Source organism: Promicromonospora sukumoe (assembly GCF_014137995.1).
GTDB lineage: Bacteria > Actinomycetota > Actinomycetes > Actinomycetales > Cellulomonadaceae > Promicromonospora > Promicromonospora sukumoe.
Map to the genome: position 1 here is coordinate 17,332 of NZ_JACGWV010000003.1, position 19,348 is coordinate 36,679.

Sequence of the window (19,348 nt, forward strand, 5' to 3'; positions counted from 1 at the left end):
CCGGACGTGCCGACGTTATTGCCCCGAGCGCCAGGTCGCGCGCCGACGCCGAACCCGAAGACGGCCCGTGGCCTGCACGGCGACCGCCGACGGGCGGTCTACACCTGCATGTCGACGAAGCGCTGGTAGTGGCCCTGGAAGGCCACCGTGATGACGTCGGTGGGGCCGTTACGGTGCTTGGCCACGATCAGGTCGGCCTCGCCGGCGCGCGGCGACTCCTTCTCGTACGCGTCCTCACGGTGCAGCAGGATCACGACGTCGGCGTCCTGCTCGATGGAGCCGGACTCACGGAGGTCGGACATCTGCGGCTTCTTGTCGCTGCGCTGCTCGGCGCCACGGTTCAGCTGCGAGATGGCGATCACGGGCACCTCGAGCTCCTTCGCTAGCAGCTTGAGCGACCGCGAGAACTCGGAGACCTCCTGCTGACGCGACTCGACGCGCTTGCCGGACGACATCAGCTGGAGGTAGTCGATGACCACCAGCTTGAGGTCGTGCTTCTGCTTGAGGCGCCGGCACTTGGCCCGGATCTCCATCAGCGACATGTTCGGCGAGTCGTCGATGAACAGCGGGGCGTCCGAGACCTTGCCCATGGTGGCGGCCAGCTTCTGCCAGTCGCCGTCGTCCATGTTGCCGCTGCGCATCTTCGTCAGCGGCACGCGCGCCTCGGCGGCGAGCATTCGCATGACGATCTCGTTGCGGCTCATCTCCAGGGAGAAGATGACGGCGGCCATCTCGTGGTGGATGGCCGCATGAGAAGCGACGTTGATGCCGAGCACAGAGTTGTGGGTGGGGACCATCGACCGGCTCGCCAGGTACAGGTGCGACGAGTGCTCGACCTCGACGCAGCGCACGGGCACCGACTCGATCGGCCGGACGTCGACCACGAACCGCGAGGTGAGCTTGGCGGTCGCGGGGCGCCGCCGTGACTTGTGGGTGAGTCGCTTGCGCTCCAGCGCGAACACGTCGTCCTCGGTGGTGAACGTGATCGTGAAGACGGTGGAGGACGCTTCGGTCCGGCCGTTGACCCGCTTCTTCGACCAGCCCGTGCGGTACCCGAGGGACAGGATCAGCTCACGAGTGTCCCGTGCGAGCCGCTCAGAGGTCAGTGCGATCTGGACGCTGCCCTGGGGGTTGACCGTCCCGTCGGAGTCGAGCAGGCCCGCGAGCAGCGCCCGGCGCTGGTCCTCGCTGGCGCGGAGGTACGACGTCGGGATGTGCTTGTTCTGGAGCACATCGATGCTCCGCAGCCGGCCGCCCATCGTGCCGTGTGCGTTGTGGCACTCCTGGCAGCGCCGGAACCCCCAACCCGGCTTGCCGCAGTCGGGGCAGGTCGGATGCGCGGGGCGCGCCATGCCCCGGGAACGTGCCGCACAAGCCTTGCTGCACGCGAGCAGCGAGGCCATCTTCGGCACGAAGGAGGTGCCGCAGACGATGCACTCCGCCGAGCGCACCTCGGGCTCCGGAAGCAGCATGGAGTACGTGCGAGCGGCACCCTTCGCGGTGCCTCGCGCCTGCGCCACGTAGCCCAGGCCCTCGATCATCATCGCGATCTCGGGGTCCGCCGACGTGAACTCGGCACGCCGGGACGTGCCGTCGCCCAGCCAGACGCCCAGGGCGTAGGGGTGGATCGGCAGGTCCGCAGCGGGCAGTACGAGGGGCTGTGCCGTCGTCACCGAATGGTTGGCGCGCCGGTCAGCCGTTGCTGTCCGCAGCGTCGCGAGGATCTCCTCGGTGGTGTGCACAGAAGTCTCGGGTGCGGTGCCCACGCGCACCTTGCGGCGCTGGACGCGATCGCTCGTGACCCACTGGTGCTGGGCGTCGGCCACGATCACCGTGCCGTCGTCGAACTCCACCTCGTAGCACGGGCGCCCCTGCATGATCTCGGTCGCCGCGACCACGCGCGTCGGAGTGCCGTCGGCGGCCAGGATGAGGTCACCGACCGCGACCTCGCCCATGGTGGTCCACCCGGACGGCGTCGGCAGCGGGGTGTCGAGCGCGAGTGCCTTACCCACAGCAGGTCGGGCGGCGACGACGATCATCTGGCCGCCGTGCAGGCCGTTGGTCAGCCGGTCGAAGTCCGAGTAGCCCGTCGGCACGCCGGTGAGCCCCTCGCCGCGGCCCTGGGCGGCGTCGATCTCGTCGAACGTCGGGCCGATGATCTCGGCCAGCGGCAGGTAGTCCTCGGACGCGCGCCGCTCCGTCACGGCGTAGACCTCGGCCTGCGCGTTGTTGACGACGTCGTCCACCTCGCCGCCGTCGGTCGCGTAGCCCATCTGGACGATGCGCGTGCCGGCCTCGACGAGGCGGCGCATGATGGCGCGCTCGCGGACGATCTTGGCGTAGTACCCGGCGTTGGCGGCCGTGGGCACGCCCGCCATGAGGTCGTGGATGTACGGGGCGCCGCCGACGCGGGCGTGCTCGCCCCGGCGCTGCAGCTCGGCGACCACGGTGATGGCGTCGGCCGGCTCGCCACGGCCGTAGAGGTCGATGATCGCGTCGTAGATGGCCTCGTGGGCCGGCCGGTAGAAGTCGTTGCCGCGGATCTGCTCGATCACGTCGGCGATCGCGTCCTTGGACAGCAGCATGCCGCCCAGCACGCTCATCTCCGCGGGGACGTCCTGCGGCGGGGTCCGGTCGAGGCCGGGGCTCCCGCCGGAGTAGCTCGACTCGAGCTCCTCGATCGACATCCGCGCCTCCAGCCTTCCTGATTTCCGTGACATCCCGTGACGCCCGGGCACACGCTACGCGTGCGCCCGGCCGATGTCCTACACCTGTTCTACTCCTCGCCACCGACACGCTGGGGAGATCGGCCCCGACACGCCTCTGTGTCGTGCGCGACAGCCCCCGGACATCGGACCTGCGAGCCAGCCCCGCTGACGCTAGGCCCCCGCGCAACCGAGCGCAACGAGACCTGTGGACAAGCCTGTGCACATCCATGTGGAAAGGTGGCCCAGGCCTGTGCACAGCGGGTGGACAACCCTGTCCCCAGTTGTGGATAACCCCTGTGTAAAACATCGACATGCGGTCTGACCTGCGTCGACGTAAACCCCAGCCTGTGGAGGAAAGAAAGTTGGGCGAGCCTCGCCACACCCCCGGTTCCCCGCGGTCCATCGACCGGGAGATCCTCGCCCTCGCGGTACCCGCCCTCGGGGCCCTCATCGCCGAGCCCGTCTTCGTCCTCGTCGACAGCGCGGTCGTGGGCCACCTCGGCACGGCACAGCTCGCCGGCCTGTCGCTCGCCAGCAACGTGTTGCTCACACTCGTCGGGCTCTGCGTCTTCCTCGCCTACACCACGACCGCGTCCGTGGCCCGGCTCACCGGAGCGGGCAAGGAGCGCCAGGCCCTCCAGTCCGGCATCGACGGGATGTGGCTCGCGCTCGGGATCGGCGTGGTGCTCTTCGTCGTCCTGCTGCTCGCCGCCCCGCTCACCGTGTCCGCCCTGGGCGCCGACGGCGAGGTCGCGGAGCACGCCGTCACCTACCTGCGGTGGTCCGCCCCGGGGCTCGCCGGGATGCTCGTGGTCCAGGCCGCGACCGGCGTGCTGCGCGGCCTGCGGGACACCCGCACCCCGCTCGTCGTCGCCGCGGCCGGCGCCCTTCTCAACACGGTCCTCAACATCACGCTCGTCTACGGGCTGGGCCTGGGGATCGCGGGGTCAGGCCTGGGCACGGCCGTGACCCAGCTCCTCATGGCCGTCGTGCTCGGCGTCATCGTGGTGCGCGGCGCCCGGCGCCGGGGCGCGAGCCTGCGCCCCCACCACGCCGGCATCCTGTCCGGCGCCCGCGCGGGCGCGCCCCTGGTGGTCCGCACTCTCAGCCTGCGCGCCGCCATCCTCGTGACGGTGGTCGTCGCGACCGGCCTCGGCGACGTCGCGCTCGCCGGGCACCAGGTCGTCAGCTCCCTGTGGGGCCTCGCCGCGTTCGCCCTCGACGCCCTCGCCATCGCGGCACAGGCCCTGGTCGGGCACGGCCTCGGGGCCGGCGACGTCGGCCACGTGCGGCACGTGCTGCGCCGCTGCCTGCAGTGGGGCGTCGGCGCCGGAGCCGCGATCGGCCTGCTCCTCGCCGCGGCCGGCTGGTGGATCGCGCCCCTCTTCTCACCCGACCCCGACGTTCGCGTCGCCATCGCCCTCGGCATCGCCGTGTGCGGCGTCCTCATGCCCATGGCGGGCTGGGTCTTCGTGCTCGACGGCGTCCTCATCGGCGCCGGCGACGGCCGCTACCTCGCCTGGGCGGGCATGGCCACGCTCGTCGTCTACCTCCCGTTCGCGCTCGCGGTCGCGGCCTGGGCGCCCGACGGCGCACGCGGGCTCGCGTGGCTCTGGCTCGCGTTCGCGGGCGTCTTCATGGCCGCGCGCGCCGTGACCACCGGCTGGCGCGCGCGGGGCGACCGCTGGCAGGTGACGGGCGCGTGAGCCCTGGTCAGCCCCACACCTTGAGCCGGTAGCCGACGCCCCGCACCGACGCCACCTCGACGTCGCGCACGGGGGCCAGCCGCTTGCGCAGCCGCTTCACCGCGGACGTCACCGGGTCGGAGTCGCCGAGGTAGGGCAGCTGCCAGACCCGCGCCGTCAGCTCGGCGAACGACCAGACGCGCCCCGCCTCCAGGGCGAGCGTCGCGAGCAGGTCGAACTCCCGCGCCGACAGGTACACGCGCCGGCCCAGCGCCGTGACCTCGCGGCCGGCCAGGTCCACGAGCAGCGGGCCGGCGACCAGCGGGTCGAGCGTGGGCGGGGCGACCATCTGGACGGCGCCGGTCACGGCGGGGACGGGCCCCGTGGCCGGGCGCAGCTCGTCGGCGACGACACGGACCGCGCCGGTCGGCGGTCGCCCGGGCGCGGACGCCGCCAGGTGCGGCGCGGACTGCGCCGACCCGGGCAGCACCGGCAGGGCGCCCGTCCTCGGCCGTGGCGCGGCGCCGTACGACCCGGCAGTCGGCGACAAGGGCGTGGCCAGGACGTCGGGGACGGCACGCCCCGCGGCACCCGTCGGGTTGTCCGGGAGGCCGTCGGCGAGGTGCTCGGACAGGTGGCGGCCGTAGGGCCGCTCGTCCGTGGGACCGGGGTTGTCGAACCGCTCGGGCTGCGTGCCGTGGCCGTGCCACGGGGCAGCAGCCGGCCGCCGGGGCGCGCTCTGGTGGGTGAGGACGGCGCGGGCGCCGTCCGCGTCCGGGGTGGCGAGCACGGTCGCCTGACCGCGGAGGAGACGGGCGATCTCGATGATCTGGTCCGAGGGGAGGCCGACGCACACGACGAGGCCGGGGTTGGGTCCTGGTGCGAGGTCGTGCGGCATGTGCGTCACCCTCCGTGGTCGACCGTTCAGGCGTGAACCGGGTTAAACCTGGCCAGCGCGCGCCAGTTTGCCCCCGGGTCGTACCGCTTGGGTCAATTTTTCGTTACCTGCCCGTTGCGTGGCAGAAATGACACATTCCCGCCGAGATGACGGTTTTCCGCCATGAGAAGCGCACGAAGGGTGAATTTCAGCGCTCTTGGGGTGAAATGTAACGCGACCCATTGACAGGGGCAACGTCGACCGTCGGGCAAACCGTTGACCCGAAAGTGACCGATATCTGACCGTAAACCGACCTTGTTCCATCGGCGGGCGGAAACGACGGTAGGGGGCGGTCCACAGCAAGTGGATCGCCGTCGCGCGTTCCCGCCGGTCCCGGACGGGCACGCCCGAGCATGGAGGCCCCATGTACCGTCGCAGGAAAATTGCAGGGAGGGCGACGACTGCCGTCACAACGGCACTCGCGCTCCTGGCAGCCTCAGCGGTGACCGTTGCACCAGCAGCGCTCGCCCAGTCCGTCCCGACGACCACCCTCACCGCCGCCGACGAGCCCGAGGACAAGCTCAGCAGCAAGGTCCTCACCCAGCTCGAGGACAAGAAGACCGCGGACTTCTGGATCCAGTTCGCCGACAAGGCGGACCTGGCGCCGGCTCAGGGGATCGCCGACTGGTCCGAGCGCGGTCAGTTCGTCTACGACGCGCTGCACGCGACGGCCAAGAAGTCCCAGGCCTCCGTGATCACCAAGCTGAAGGCCGCCGACGCCCAGTACGAGAGCTACTGGATCAACAACGCGATCTTCGTCGACGACGGCTCGCTCGAGCTCGCCGAGAGCCTCGCCACCAGCAGCGCGGTCTCGGGCATCCACGAGCAGATCACCATGCAGAACGAGGAGCCGGTCGAGAAGAAGGCGTCCGGCGAGAAGTCGGCGGCCGCCGTCGAGTGGGGCCTCGACGCGATCAACGCCCCGGACGTGTGGGACCTCGGTTACACGGGCTCCGGCATCACGGTCGCGAACTTCGACACGGGCGTGGACGCCACCCACCCCGCGCTGCAGAGCAAGTACCGCGGCTACAACGCCGACGGCACGTACGACAACGACTACAACTACTTCGACATCCCTGACACCTGTGGTGGCGGTGCGCCCTGTGACTCCGGTCAGCACGGCACCCACACGATGGGCACCATCGTCGGCGGCAGCGGCGCCAACCAGATCGGCGTCGCGCCCGACGCCACCTGGATCGCGTCGAACTGCATCGACAACGGCGGCTGCGCGTGGGACGACTACCTCGCCAACGCGCAGTGGTTCCTCGCGCCGACCCGCGCGGACGGCAGCGACGCGGACCCGTCCAAGCGCCCGCACGTGGTCAGCAACTCGTGGGGCATCCCGCCGGGCGTCGACCTGCCGCAGGACTGGATGAGCGCCGAGACCCAGGCCTGGAACGCCGCGGGCATCTTCGGTGCCTGGGCCGGTGGCAACGAGGGCCCGAGCTGTGAGTCGGGCCGCTTCCCGGGCGAGTTCGAGCACACCTACTCCGTGGGTGCGTTCGACGTGAACGGCGCCATCGCGTCGTTCTCGGCTCGCGGTCCGGGCCGCAACGGCACGCTCCTGCCGAACATCGCCGCTCCCGGCGTCAACGTCCGCTCGTCGATCCCCGGCGGCGGCTACGCCAACTTCAGCGGTACGTCCATGGCCACCCCGCACCTCGCGGGCGCCATCGCGCTGCTGTGGAGCGCGGCTCCGGCCCTGGTCGGCGACATCGAGGGCACCATCGCGCTCCTCGACGAGACGGCCATCGACACCGAGGACCTCTCGTGCGGTGGTACCCCGGAGCGCAACAACGTCTGGGGCGAGGGCAAGCTCGACGTCGCCGCGCTCGTGGACGCCGCTCCGACGGCCGGCACGGGCACCGTCACCGGCACGGTCACCGACGCGGCCGGCGCGCCGATCGCCGGTGCCTCCGTGCTGGTGGACGGCGAGCGCGACCGCACGGTCTCGACCGGCGCGGACGGCACGTTCTCGGCCACCGTGCTGAGCGGTGACTTCTCCGTCTCGGCCTCGGCCTTCGGCTACATCGCCTCGGCGCCCACCGCCGTGACGGTCGACGTGGACGAGACCGAGACGGTCTCCATCGCCCTGGAGTCCGCCCCGCGGCACGACGTCACGGGCACCGTGGTGTTCGAGGGGACCAGTGAGCCCGTGATCGGCGCGCCGGTCACGCTCCGCGGTTCCCCGTACGAGCCGACGGCCACGGGCGAGGACGGCACGTTCGCGTTCGCCGACGTGCCCGAGGGTACCTACTCGCTGTCGGTCGAGCTGGGCGGTTGTGCCGCCTCGTACGACGGCGAGCTCGTGGTCGACGGCGCGGAGGACGTGGACATCACCATCGTCCCGAACGTCGACGACGGCGGGTACTCGTGCTCGGTCACGACCGCCGACTACCGTCAGGGCAGCACCCTGCTGAACCTCACGGGTGACGACGTCGCGACGTCGGTGGACCTGCCGTTCGAGTTCCCGCTCTACGGGGAGGCGTACTCGCGGGCCTACCTGACGAGCAACGGTCACATCAACTTCCTGGGCTCGACCACCTCGTACGCGAACGTGGCGATCCCCGCGACGAGCCAGCCGAACGCCGCGCTCTACCCCTTCTGGGACGACCTGCTGCTCGACTCCGCGTCCGGCGTCTACACGGCGACCACCACGGTGGACGGCGTCGACGCCTACGTGCTGGAGTGGCGCAACGTGCGCAAGTACAGCCCGGCCACGGACCGGCTGAACTTCTCGGTCACGCTGCTCGCCAACGGTGACGTGACCTTCGGGTACGGCGCGCTGACCGACAGCACCTCGGCCAAGGGCGACTCGGCCACCGTCGGTGTGGAGAACGCCGCCGGGACCGTCGCCACGCAGTACTCCTTCAACCAGGCCGCCCTGTCCGAGGGCCTGTCGCTCACGTTCGACGCACCGGCGGTCGCGTCGGTGTCGGGCGTGGTCAAGGACTACAACACCAAGGAGGCCATCGAGGGGGCCGACGTCACCCTGACCTCGGCCGACGGCGCGGAGACCACGGCGACCACCGGTGCGGACGGCAGCTACTCGGCCCTGGTGAGCCTGGGCCGGTACGACGTCACGCTGGCTGCGGACGGCTACGAGACCCTCGCCAAGACCGCGAACGTGTCGGAGGAGGGCGGCGCCGTCACCGTGAGCGGGCAGCTCAAGGCCGGTCAGCTGACCGTCTCGAAGACGGCCATCGAGGCCAGCCTGGCGATCGGTGGCTCCGCCTCGCGCAACATCAAGATCACCAACTCCGGCTCCGCGCCGGCCGAGGTGGACCTGTCCGCGCGCGGCGGCGAGTACGTCGTCCTCGGTGGCGACACCGCCTCGACGAGCGGCGTCCTCAAGGGCGTCCAGGGCAAGGCGACGGCGGCCAAGCTGCCGTTCTCGTCCGGTGGCACCAAGGCCGACGGCCTGCGCGCCGGTGGCTCCGGGAGCGTCGCGGCCGGGGAGGTCGCCGAGGCGGTCTACCCGGACGTGGCCGCCGACGAGACGACCCTGTCGCACTCGACCTCGCACGAGATCGTCGCGTCGAGCTCGGTGGCCTGCCCGTCGGGCGTCACCAAGCTGCTGCGCACCTACACCCCCGGTGACTTCGGCATCACGGCCGGCTTCCAGCCGACCAGCGTCACCTTCGGTATCCAGGAGGTGGCCACGCCGTCGACCACGGCCACGGTCACCCTCTACACGCTCTCGGGTGCGTTCACGTACGCCAACCTGACCCCGATCGGGTCGGGTCAGGTCACCGTGACCGACGACTTCGGCTCCTGGTACACGGTGCCGATCGACGCCGAGGCGACCATCGCCCCGGACGACATCCTGGTGGTCGAGGTCGCGGGTACCGCCATCTACGTGGGCGGCAACCCCGCCGCGGAGACGAGCCCCACGTACCTCGCCTCGGACGGCTGCGGGACCCCGGAGCCGACCACCGCCGACAGCCTGGGCTTCCCGGACTCCAACCTGGTCATCGACGTGACCGGTGAGGTGGCGGGCAGCGGTGGTGGCGTCGAGTGGCTGGACGTCCAGCCGCCGTCGTTCACCCTGGCGCCGGGCAAGAGCGTGACCGCGGTGGCGACCATCACGGCCGCCGTCGACCAGCCGGGCACCTACACGGCGTCGATCAACATCGGTAACGACACGCCGTACGACGTCACCCCGGTGACGGCGACCATGTCGGTGAAGGCGCCCGCGGGCTGGGGCAAGATCACGGGCACGGTGAGCGGCGGCGGTGCGGCGATCGAGGACGCGGTCGTGGTCCTCGACGGCGTCTCGTACGACGTGGTGCTGCGGACGGACGCCGAAGGTACGTACTCGTACTGGATGCAGAAGTCCAACGCCCCGCTGCAGGTGACCGTCTCGGCCGACGGGTTCGTCCCGGCGACCAAGAAGGCCCAGATCATCGCGGGCCAGACCACGGTCTACAACTTCGGGCTGACCGCGCTGTAACGGCGGAACACACGAAGAAGGGCGCCTGTCCGGCGGCCACCCTGTCGAGGTCTGGGTCTCGACAGGGGGTCGCGGGGCAGGCGCCCTGCGCTCCGCGTCAGCGCTGGGTGTCAGCGCTCGATGTCACCGCGGATGAAGGCCTCCAGCTGGGCACGGCCCGCGGTGTCCTCCATCTGCACGGGCGGGGACTTCATGAAGTAGGTCGCCGCCGACAGGATCGGGCCGCCGACGCCGCGGTCCTTCGCGATCTTCGCGGCGCGCACCGCGTCGATGATGATGCCCGCGGAGTTGGGGGAGTCCCACACCTCGAGCTTGTACTCCAGGCTCAGCGGCACCTCGCCGAAGGCACGGCCCTCGAGGCGCACGTAGGCCCACTTGCGGTCGTCGAGCCAGGCGACGTAGTCCGACGGCCCGATGTGGACGTTGCGGTCCTCCTTCTTGCCGGCCAGGGGCCCGGTGAGGTTGGACGTCACGGCCTGCGTCTTGGAGAGCTTCTTCGACTCCAGCCGGTCGCGCTGCAGCATGTTCTTGAAGTCCATGTTGCCGCCGACGTTGAGCTGGTAGGTGCGGTCCAGGACGACGCCGCGCTCCTCGAACAGCTTGGCCAGCACGCGGTGCGTGATCGTGGCGCCGACCTGCGACTTGATGTCGTCGCCGACGATCGGCACGCCGGCCTCCTCGAACTTCGCGGCCCACTCGGGGTCGGACGCGATGAACACGGGCAGGGCGTTCACGAACGCGACGCCCGCCTCGATCGCGCACTGCGCGTAGAACTTGGCGGCCTCCTCGGAGCCCACCGGCAGGTAGCAGACGAGCACGTCGACCTCGGCGGCGCGCAGCGCGGCGACGACGTCGACGGCGTCCTTCGTGGACTCGTCGATCGTCGCGCGGTAGTAGTCGCCCAGACCGTCGAGGGTCGGGCCCCGCTGGACCGTCACGCCCGTCGGGGGGACGTCGGCGATCTTGATGGTGTTGTTCTCGGACGCGTTGATGGCCTCGGCCAGGTCGAACCCGACCTTCTTCGCGTCCACGTCGAACGCGGCGACGAACTCGAGGTCTGACACGTGGTAGTCGCCGAACTGCACGTGCATGAGGCCCGGGACGGTGCTCGCCGGGTCGGCGTCACGGTAGTAGTGCACGCCCTGGACCAGGGACGAGGCGCAGTTTCCTACGCCGACGATGCCCACGCGGATGGAGGTCATCCTCGCTCCTTCTTCGTTTGTTCCTGCTGGGACGAGTGGCTCGGCGCCACGGCGCGTCCCCGCTCGGTGGAGATGAGGCTGTCGAGCCAGTGCACCTCGCGCTCGACCTTCTCGAGCCCGAAGCGCCGGAGCTCCAGCGCATATTCGTCGAGCCGCGAACGCGGGTGCGTCGTCGACTCCCGAAGGGCCTCCAGGCGCTCGGTCAGCCGGGTGCGCCGGCCTTCCAGCACGCGGAGGCGGGTTTCCGCGTCGGTCTGCCCGAACAGGGCGAACCGCACGTCGAAGTTGTCGTCCTCCCAGGCCGCGGGACCGGCGGTGGCCAGGACGGACTGGAGGTGCTCCTTGCCCTCGGCGGTCAGCTCGTAGACGACGCGTCGCCGTCCGAGGGGCTTGGGCTTGGCGGTCCTGCCGGGAATCCCGGCTTTCCCCTTGCGGGGGGTCGACGGCGTCGGGTCGCTCTCGGTGGTCGCGATCAGACCCCGGGCGACCAGGCCCTTCAGGGCCGGGTAGAGCGTGCCATAGGAGAAGGCGCGGAACGAGCCCAGCACCAGGTTGAGCCGCTTGCGCAGCTCGTAGCCGTGCAGCGGGGACTCGTTGAGCAGGCCGAGGACGGCGGTCTCCAGCACGTCGGATCGGCTGCGCACGGCGACCTCCTTCCTGGACGAACCTGGTCGACCGGGTCGAATGCTTCCGCTCGATGTATCGAGTCGATACATCGAGAGAATAAGCACGGGCCGCGCGAGGCGCAATCCGCAGCCGTTGGCCACTGGTTCCATCAGCGAGGTGAGAGAAGTGTGAAGTGAGGGCAGACGGACTGGGTTGACCGTGCGGTGAAATGTCCAGCCTGGGCGATGTGGGTGGATCCGGTTGCTGCGCCAGAGGGTGAATCCCCTATGGTTTCGGGTGGTCCGCCGTGGTGCGTCGACCGCGCACCCGCGGACCCCGAGTCCGAACGAGGAAGAGGCAGTCGTGTCGCACTGGAGTCCTTCTCCGATCTGGCCGCAGACGCCCCGGCGCAGGCAGGGAATCTGGAACTATCCCCGGCCGCACCGGACCGGGTTGCGCGCCTGGGTCCCGTCGTGGCGGTTCGTCGTGGGATCGCTGCTGACCGGTGCGTCGCTCGTCGCGGGGGTCGTCCTGGCCGCCTGGGTGGACGTCACCGTCCCGGCCGAGCTGAACACCGTGCGCTCCGAGACCACGACGGTCTACTACTCCGACGGCAAGCCGCTGGGGAAGTTCGCGGCCGAGAACCGCACCATCGTGGCGCTCGCCGACCTGCCGCCGTACGTCGCCGAGGCCGTGATCTCGTCGGAGGACCAGAGCTTCCGCACCCACATGGGCATCAACCCGCTGGGCATCGCCCGGGCGGCGCTCAACAACGTGACCGGCGGCGCCCAGCAGGGCGCGTCGACGCTCACCCAGCAGTACGTGGAGAACTACTACATCGGTGTGGGCGAGGCCACCTACGCGGACAAGTTCCGCGAGGCGATCCTCGCGCTCAAGGTGACCCAGGAGCAGTCCAAGGACGAGGTGCTCGAGGGCTACATGAACACCATCTACCTGGGGCGCGGTGCCTACGGCATCGAGGCCGCGTCCCAGGCGTACTTCGGGCACTCGGCCAAGAAGATGACGATCTCCGAGTCGGCGTTCCTCGCGGGCATCATCCCGAACCCCACGTACTGGGACCCGCGGCAGGGCGAGGGCGCCCAGGTCCAGGCCGAGGCGCGCTGGGGCCGCACCCTCGACTTCATGGTCGAGTCGGGCACCATCACGGCGGACGACCGCGCCGCCGCCGAGTTCCCCAAGCTCAAGAAGTACACGCAGGGCTCGGGCAACCCGCAGACCGCGTACCTGCTGGAGGCGGTCGCCAAGGAGCTCGCCGACCCGGACGGGGCGAACATCCAGGAGGGCCAGCTCACGACCGGCGGGTTCTCGATCAAGACCACGATCGACCGCAAGATGCAGGCGGCCGCGGCGGAGTCGATGGCGCTGCCCAAGGACGCCGACGAGAACACACGTGCGTCGCTCACCTCGATCGACCCGTCGTCGGGCGCGATCAAGGCGCTGTACGGCGGTCCGGACTACAGCATCTACCCCACGAACTCGGCGACGCAGGACATCGCCCAGGCGGGTTCGACGTTCAAGCCCTTCACGCTGGTCGCCGCCCTGGAGGAGGGCATCCCGCTGACCAAGACGTACGACGGCACGTCCCCGCAGGAGATCGAGGGCTACAACAACCGGAACGCCGAGACCGGCGAGGAGGAGCAGGCGGTCCTCACCAACTTCGGCCAGCCGCCGTACGGCGAGAGCTACCCGAACGTCTCCCTGCTCGACGCCACGGCCAACTCGGTGAACACGGCCTACGTGCACCTCAACGTCGAGGTGGGCCCGGACAAGACCAAGGACGTCGCCACCCGCGCGGGCATCCCGGAGACCGACGCCAACGGGAACGAGATCGTCGCCTCCAACCTGGCGAACGTGCTGGGCACGGCGAGCGTGCACAACATCGACATCGCCCGCGCCTACACCACCTTCGCGGCGCAGGGCACCCGGACGACGCCGCACCTGGTCGACGAGGTGACCAACGGCGAGAACACGATCCACGTGTGGGGCGGGACCGCCGAGACGGAGTTCGACCCCGAGGTGATGGCCGCCGCCACGTACGCCCTGACCCAGGTGGTCCAGGAGGGCTCCGGTGAGCCGGCCTCGCACCTCGTCGGGCCCGACGGCGTGACGCCGCGGCCCGTGGCCGGCAAGACCGGTACCTCGAACAGCAACCGCTCGGCGTGGTTCGCCGGCTACGTGCCGCAGCTCGCGACCGTCGTCGGGCTGTACCAGTACGACCGCGACGCGCGCGAGGGCAAGGGCGAGTACCAGCAGATCACGCCCTTCGGGGAGTGGAAGGAGATGGGCCTCACCGGTCTGACCGGTGGTACCTGGCCGGTGACGGCCTGGGCCGAGTACATGGGCAAGGCCACCGAGGGCATGGACGTCGAGGAGTTCCCGCCGTACGAGATGCCGGTTCCCGAGCCGTCCGCGTCGCCGTCGCCGTCGGTGAGCCCCTCCGAGGAGACCGAGGAGATGGTCACGGTGCCGACCAACCTCGTGGGCCAGCAGTTCGCGGACGCCTCGGCGGCGCTCGCCGGCCTTCAGCTCGTCCCCGTGCAGGTCAACGTGGACAGCGCGGAGCCCGCGGGCACGGTGCTCGCCGTCGACCGCGCCGGCGAGCAGGTCGAGCGCAACACGGAGATCCAGGTGCAGATCTCCAACGGCTCGGCCGCGGAGGTGGAGACCACGGCGGTGCCCTGGGGCCTGACCAACCAGGACCAGGGCGACGCCGAGCACGCGCTCCAGGAGGCGGAGCTCAACCCGGTGGTCCAGGAGGCGCCGTCGGACACCGTGCCCGAGGGCTCGGTGATCTCGGTCGACCCGGGCGAGGGCTCGGAGGTGCCGAAGGGCAGCGACGTGACGCTGGTCGTCTCGACCGGGCCGGACCCCTCCGACGACCCGTCGGAGGACGGCGGAGGCTTCTTCGGCTAGCCGGGGCCGGACGGGCGCTGCCCGTCCGGCCGGCTCTGCCGGCGTCGGGTGAAGTGCCGGGTGAAATACCCCGATCGGCGCTGGTAGAGCCCGTTGAGACGTGTGTCTCGGACACGGGGCGTCCACAGAGAAAACGCGTTTGTGCTACTTGCTGCCGACATCGATCCTCTATCGTTTCGACGGTTCAGTGTGCTTGCTGGACCCCGTTCAGTGGCTTGCTGAACCGATTCGAGGAACGAGGAAGAAGTGGCGAACAGGAGCCCCTCTCCGATCTGGCCGCAGACCCCCCGGCGCCGGCGCGGTTTCTGGAACTACCCCCGTCCGCACCGTACGGGGCTGCGTGCCTGGATCCCGTCGTGGCGCGTCGTCGTCGGTACCGGCCTGACCATGCTGTCCCTCGGCATCGGTGTCTTCACCGCCGGGTGGATCGGCTGGGCCGTGCCGGACGAGAACCCGAGCATCGGTTCGGAGACCACCACGGTCTACTACGCCGACAAGAAGGTGATGGGGAAGTTCGCGGCGATCGACCGCACGATCCGCACGCTCGACGAGCTGCCCCCGTACATCCCCCAGGCCGTCGTGGCGTCCGAGGACCAGGGTTTCCAGGACCACATGGGCGTCGACCCCGTGGGCATCGTCCGCGCGGCGATCAGCAACGTGACCGGCGGCGGCCGCCAGGGCGCGTCGACGCTGACGCAGCAGTACGTGGAGAACACGTACTTCGAGCCGGGGCAGTCCTCCTACGCGGACAAGTTCCGCGAGATCATCCTGGCCCTCAAGGTGGACCAGGAGAAGTCGAAGGACGAGATCCTCGAGGGCTACGTCAACAGCATCTACCTGGGCCGTGGTGCCTACGGGTTCGAGGCCGCGGCGAAGGCGTACTTCAACAAGCCGGCGGCCGAGCTCACCGTCTCGGAGACCGCGATGCTGGTGGGCATCATCCCGTCGCCGTCCTACTGGGACCCGCGCTTCGGCGAGGAGTCGAAGGCCGTCGCGGAGCAGAAGTGGGCCCGCGTGCTGCGGAACATGGCCGACATGGGCCTGATCAGCCAGGAAGAGCGGAACGCCGCCACCTTCCCGGAGCCGATCGAGTACAAGCCCGTGTCGCGCGCCGGGCAGGTCGGCTTCCTGCTCGAGGAGGTCCGCAAGGAGCTCGCCGACCCGAACGGGGCGAACCTCAGCGAAGAGGACCTCATGAACAACGGTTATGAGATCCGCACGACGATCAACTCGAAGTTCCAGAAGGCCGCGGTCGAGACGGCCAACACCATCCCCTACAAGGGGGAGGGCGCGGCGTCCGACCGGCTCGGTGTCTCCATCGTGTCGATCGACCCCAAGGACGGCGCCGTCCGGGCGCTGTACGGCGGCAAGGACTACGCGGAGTTCCAGTTCAACTCCGCGACCGACGGCAAGGCACAGCCTGGCTCCACGGCCAAGCCCTTCACCCTGATCGGCGCGCTCGAGGAGGACCACGAGCTCAACGAGATCTACCCCGGTAACAGCCCGATGCAGATTCCGGGCTGGACCGTGCTCAACAAGGAGACGGGCGTCGAGGAGGAGGTCGAGCTCACCAACTTCGGTACGGAGGAGGGCGGCGAGTCGTTCGGCAACATCGACCTCGTCAAGGCCACGGCGGACTCCGTGAACACGGTGTACGCCCAGCTGAACGTCGACATCGGGCCGAAGAAGTCGCAGGACGTGGCGATCCGCGCCGGGATCCCCGAGGCGTCCACGAACGCCACGCTGTCCAACGTGCTGGGTACCGAGCCGGTGCGCGCGATCGACCTCGCGGGCGCCTACGCGACGTTCGCCGCGCAGGGCACGCGCCACAAGACGCACATCGTGACGTCGGTGATGGACGGCGAGGAGGGGGTCTACACGTTCACGGGCGACACGGTGAAGGACGCCATCGACCCCGAGGTCATGACCAAGGCCACCTACGCGATGACGAAGGTGGTGGAGGAGGGGTCCGGTGCGCCGGCCCAGGAGCTGCTCGGTCCCGACGGCACCCCGCGGCCCGTCGCGGGCAAGACCGGCTCGACCAACGGCAACAAGTCGGCGTGGTTCGCCGGCTACATCCCGCAGCTCACGACGGTGGTGGGCCTGTACCAGACGGCCGAGGACGGCATCAGCCAGGAGTCGATCACCCCCTTCGGCGAGTGGGCCAACTACAGCCTGACCGGCGGTACCTGGCCGGTGACGGCGTGGACGCACTACATGCAGGCCGTCACCGAGGGCATGGAGGTCGAGCAGTTCCCCGAGTACACGCCGCCGGCCCCCAAGCCGTCGCCGTCGCCCACCCCGTCGGTGTCGCCGTCCGAGGAGCAGGACGACATGGTGGTGGTGCCGACCGGGCTCGTCGGCCAGCAGGTCGTGTCCGCCGCGGCCACGCTCTCCGGCGCCGGGGTCAGGCCCCAGCTCGTGGAGGTCCCGAGCGACCAGCCGCCGGGCACCGTGCTCTCCGTCGAGAAGGAGGGCCAGGAGGTCAAGCGGAACTCGCCCATCCGGGTCGAGGTCTCGACCGGGCCCGACCAGGACACCGCCACCGTTCCGGGCGGCCTGATCGGCAGTGACGAGAACAACGCGCGCGGCCAGCTCCGGGCCGCGGGGCTGGACCCGGCGATCGAGTACCAGGAGTCCGCCGACGTCCAACAGGGGCAGGTCATCTCGGTGAACCCGGGTGAGGGCGCCACAGTGCCACGGGGCACTCGCGTGCAGGTGATCGTCTCGTCGGGTTCCGGCGACATCGGGATACCCACCGGTGAACCGACGGAGGGCGGCAACGGGAACGGCAACGGCAACGGGGGCGGCCGCCCGTAGCCGGCGTCGTCCGGACGCCCAGGGCGTCCGGTGCCCACGGCCGAGGGGCCGTCTCCTGCGGGAGGCGGCCCCTCGGCCGTTCCGCTGCCCGGTGCCGGGGTGCCCGGTGCCGCACGGCGTGTGAGAGGGGTCTCGTGCGCTCGATTCCGCCGTCGCGCGCAGGCCGGGTAGGCTTGGCCCTTGCTGTGAACCCTCCTGTCACGGAACGACCGTGACCGCTGAGACCAGAGGAGGTGGGTATACACATGCGTCAGTACGAACTGATGGTGATCCTGGACCCGGAGGTCGAGGAGCGCACCGTTGCCCCGTCGCTCGACAAGTACCTGTCGGTCATCACGACCGAGGGTGGCTCCGTCGACAAGGTGGACATCTGGGGCCGCCGCCGCCTGGCGTTCGATATCACGAAGAAGTCCGAGGGCATCTACGCCGTCGTCGACTTCACCGCGACGTCGGACACCGCCAAGGAGCTGGACCGCCAGCTCGGCCTCAACGAGGTCGTGCTCCGGACCAAGATCCTGCGCACCGGCGACAAGTAAGTCGTCGGACCTGAACCTCCTACGCCCGCGCGAGTGTCAGTGGTTCGTGGTTGCATTCACCGCGAGCACGGACAGCGCGCACGGAACGTCGACTGAATCGAGGAATTGGCATGGCTGGTGAAACTGTCATCACAGTGATCGGGAACCTGACCGGGGACCCTGAGCTGCGCTTCACCCCTTCCGGTGCGGCGGTCGCCAACTTCACGGTGGCGTCGACCCCGCGGACCTTCGACCGCCAGAGCAACGAGTGGAAGGACGGGGAGACCCTGTTCATGCGCTGCTCGATCTGGCGCGAGGCCGCGGAGAGCGTCGCGGAGTCGCTGACCAAGGGCACGCGCGTCATCGCGCAGGGTCGCCTGGTCCAGCGCTCCTACGAGACCCGTGAGGGCGAGAAGCGCACCGTCGTCGAGCTGCAGGTGGACGAGATCGGTCCGTCCCTGCGCTACGCCACGGCCAAGGTCACCCGGGCCCAGCGGTCCGGTGGTGGCGGCGGCTTCGGTGGCGGCGGCGGTGGCGGCTACAACGGAGGCGGCGGCCAGCAGGGCGGCGGCTCCGGCGGAGGATTCAGCTCTTCTGGTGGCGGTCAGAGCAATGACGACCCGTGGGCCACGGCAGGCCCCGCGTCGTCGGGCGGCTCGTTCTCGGACGACCCGCCGTTCTGATCGGCACCACCCAGTTCACCTTTTTTGCTCGCCCGGCCTGCCAGGCCTCGTGAGCAGCACCTGACGAAGGAGCAACACCATGGCGAAGCCTGTGGTGCGCAAGCCCAAGAAGAAGATCAACCCGCTGAAGTCCGCGAAGATCGCCAACATCGACTACAAGGACACGGCGCTGCTGCGGAAGTTCATCTCCGACCGCGGAAAGATCCGTGCCCGTCGCGTCACCGGCGTCTCCGTCCAGGAGCAGCGTCAGATCGCGAAGGCCGTGAAGAACGCCCGCGAGATGGCCCTGCTGCCGTACACGTCGACGGCTCGCTGAGGAAGGGATCGAGAACAATGGCAAAGCTGATCCTGACCCACGAGGTGACCGGCCTGGGCGAGCCCGGCGACGTGGTTGAGGTGAAGGACGGGTACGCCCGTAACTTCCTCATCCCGCGTTCGCTGGCGACCCCGTGGACCAAGGGCGCCGAGTCCGACATCAACGCGATCCGCAAGGCTCGCAAGACCCGTGAGATCGCCTCGCTGGACGACGCGAAGGCCCTGGCCTCCTCGCTGTCCGCGAAGCCGGTCGTCGTCGCGGCGAACGCCGGCCCCGGTGGCCGTCTGTTCGGTGCGGTGACCACGGCCGACATCGCCGGCGCGGTTGCCGCCGCCGGTGGCCCGTCGGTCGACAAGCGCAAGATCGAGATCGGTCAGTCCATCAAGACGACCGGTGACTACACCGTGTCGATCCGCCTGCACCCCGAGGTGTCGGCCAAGATCGGCGTCCAGGTCGTCGCCGGCTGAGCTTCGGCTCAGCTGATCACCT

12 protein-coding genes are annotated in these 19,348 nt (G+C 69.9%); 8 read left to right on the forward strand and 4 right to left on the reverse strand.

Features of this window, described 5'->3' with window-relative positions; translation table 11 throughout:
* Positions 1-98 precede the first annotated feature (98 nt).
* A complete protein-coding gene (gene dnaB / locus FHX71_RS24260; RefSeq protein WP_182620100.1) occupies positions 99-2,687 on the reverse strand; it encodes a replicative DNA helicase in 2,589 nt (862 codons plus the stop codon).
* 383 nt (positions 2,688-3,070) lie between these two features.
* Between dnaB and FHX71_RS24265 the strand changes: the two genes are divergently transcribed.
* Positions 3,071-4,414 carry an MATE family efflux transporter gene (locus FHX71_RS24265; protein WP_182620101.1) on the forward strand — a complete coding sequence of 448 codons (1,344 nt, stop codon included), beginning with the start codon at positions 3,071-3,073 and terminating at the stop codon, positions 4,412-4,414.
* 7 nt (positions 4,415-4,421) lie between these two features.
* Here FHX71_RS24265 and FHX71_RS24270 read toward each other — a convergent pair whose 3' ends face one another.
* Positions 4,422-5,291, reverse strand: coding sequence for a winged helix-turn-helix domain-containing protein (locus tag FHX71_RS24270; protein ID WP_182620102.1), 870 nt, complete (start codon positions 5,289-5,291; stop codon positions 4,422-4,424).
* A gap of 481 nt (positions 5,292-5,772) precedes the next feature.
* On the opposite strand from FHX71_RS24270, the gene FHX71_RS24275 reads away from it, so the two are divergent.
* Positions 5,773-9,783 (forward strand): S8 family serine peptidase, encoded by a 4,011-nt coding sequence (locus FHX71_RS24275; protein WP_182620103.1) that lies wholly within the window; start codon positions 5,773-5,775, stop codon positions 9,781-9,783.
* Between the two features lie 110 nt (positions 9,784-9,893).
* Here FHX71_RS24275 and FHX71_RS24280 read toward each other — a convergent pair whose 3' ends face one another.
* Together FHX71_RS24280 and FHX71_RS24285 are read right to left on the reverse strand one after the other, a co-directional pair.
* Complete coding sequence (locus tag FHX71_RS24280; RefSeq protein WP_182620104.1) at positions 9,894-10,985, reverse strand: inositol-3-phosphate synthase; 1,092 nt, start codon at positions 10,983-10,985, stop codon at positions 9,894-9,896.
* On the reverse strand, positions 10,982-11,629 hold the full coding sequence (locus FHX71_RS24285; RefSeq protein WP_182620105.1) for a PadR family transcriptional regulator: 648 nt from the start codon (positions 11,627-11,629) through the stop codon (positions 10,982-10,984). The genes FHX71_RS24280 and FHX71_RS24285 overlap by 4 nt, the downstream gene beginning before the upstream one ends.
* A 448-nt stretch (positions 11,630-12,077) precedes the next feature.
* On the opposite strand from FHX71_RS24285, the gene FHX71_RS24290 reads away from it, so the two are divergent.
* The 6 genes from FHX71_RS24290 to rplI all read left to right on the forward strand — a co-directional run bounded on the left by FHX71_RS24290 (position 12,078) and on the right by rplI (position 19,326).
* Positions 12,078-14,525: a transglycosylase domain-containing protein gene (locus tag FHX71_RS24290; protein WP_182620106.1), complete on the forward strand. Its 2,448-nt coding sequence runs from the start codon at positions 12,078-12,080 to the stop codon at positions 14,523-14,525.
* Positions 14,526-14,771: 246 nt separating this feature from the next.
* Positions 14,772-17,345 (forward strand): transglycosylase domain-containing protein, encoded by a 2,574-nt coding sequence (locus FHX71_RS24295; protein WP_182620107.1) that lies wholly within the window; start codon positions 14,772-14,774, stop codon positions 17,343-17,345.
* A gap of 245 nt (positions 17,346-17,590) precedes the next feature.
* Positions 17,591-17,881 (forward strand): 30S ribosomal protein S6, encoded by a 291-nt coding sequence (rpsF, locus tag FHX71_RS24300; RefSeq protein WP_182620108.1) that lies wholly within the window; start codon positions 17,591-17,593, stop codon positions 17,879-17,881.
* A gap of 110 nt (positions 17,882-17,991) precedes the next feature.
* The gene (locus FHX71_RS24305; protein WP_182620109.1) at positions 17,992-18,543 is read left to right on the forward strand and encodes a single-stranded DNA-binding protein; all 552 of its coding nucleotides are present in this window, start codon (positions 17,992-17,994) and stop codon (positions 18,541-18,543) included.
* Positions 18,544-18,622: 79 nt separating this feature from the next.
* A complete protein-coding gene (gene rpsR / locus FHX71_RS24310; protein ID WP_020013532.1) occupies positions 18,623-18,859 on the forward strand; it encodes a 30S ribosomal protein S18 in 237 nt (78 codons plus the stop codon).
* A 17-nt stretch (positions 18,860-18,876) separates the two neighbouring features.
* Positions 18,877-19,326: a 50S ribosomal protein L9 gene (gene rplI / locus FHX71_RS24315; protein WP_182620110.1), complete on the forward strand. Its 450-nt coding sequence runs from the start codon at positions 18,877-18,879 to the stop codon at positions 19,324-19,326.
* Positions 19,327-19,348: the final 22 nt, after the last annotated feature.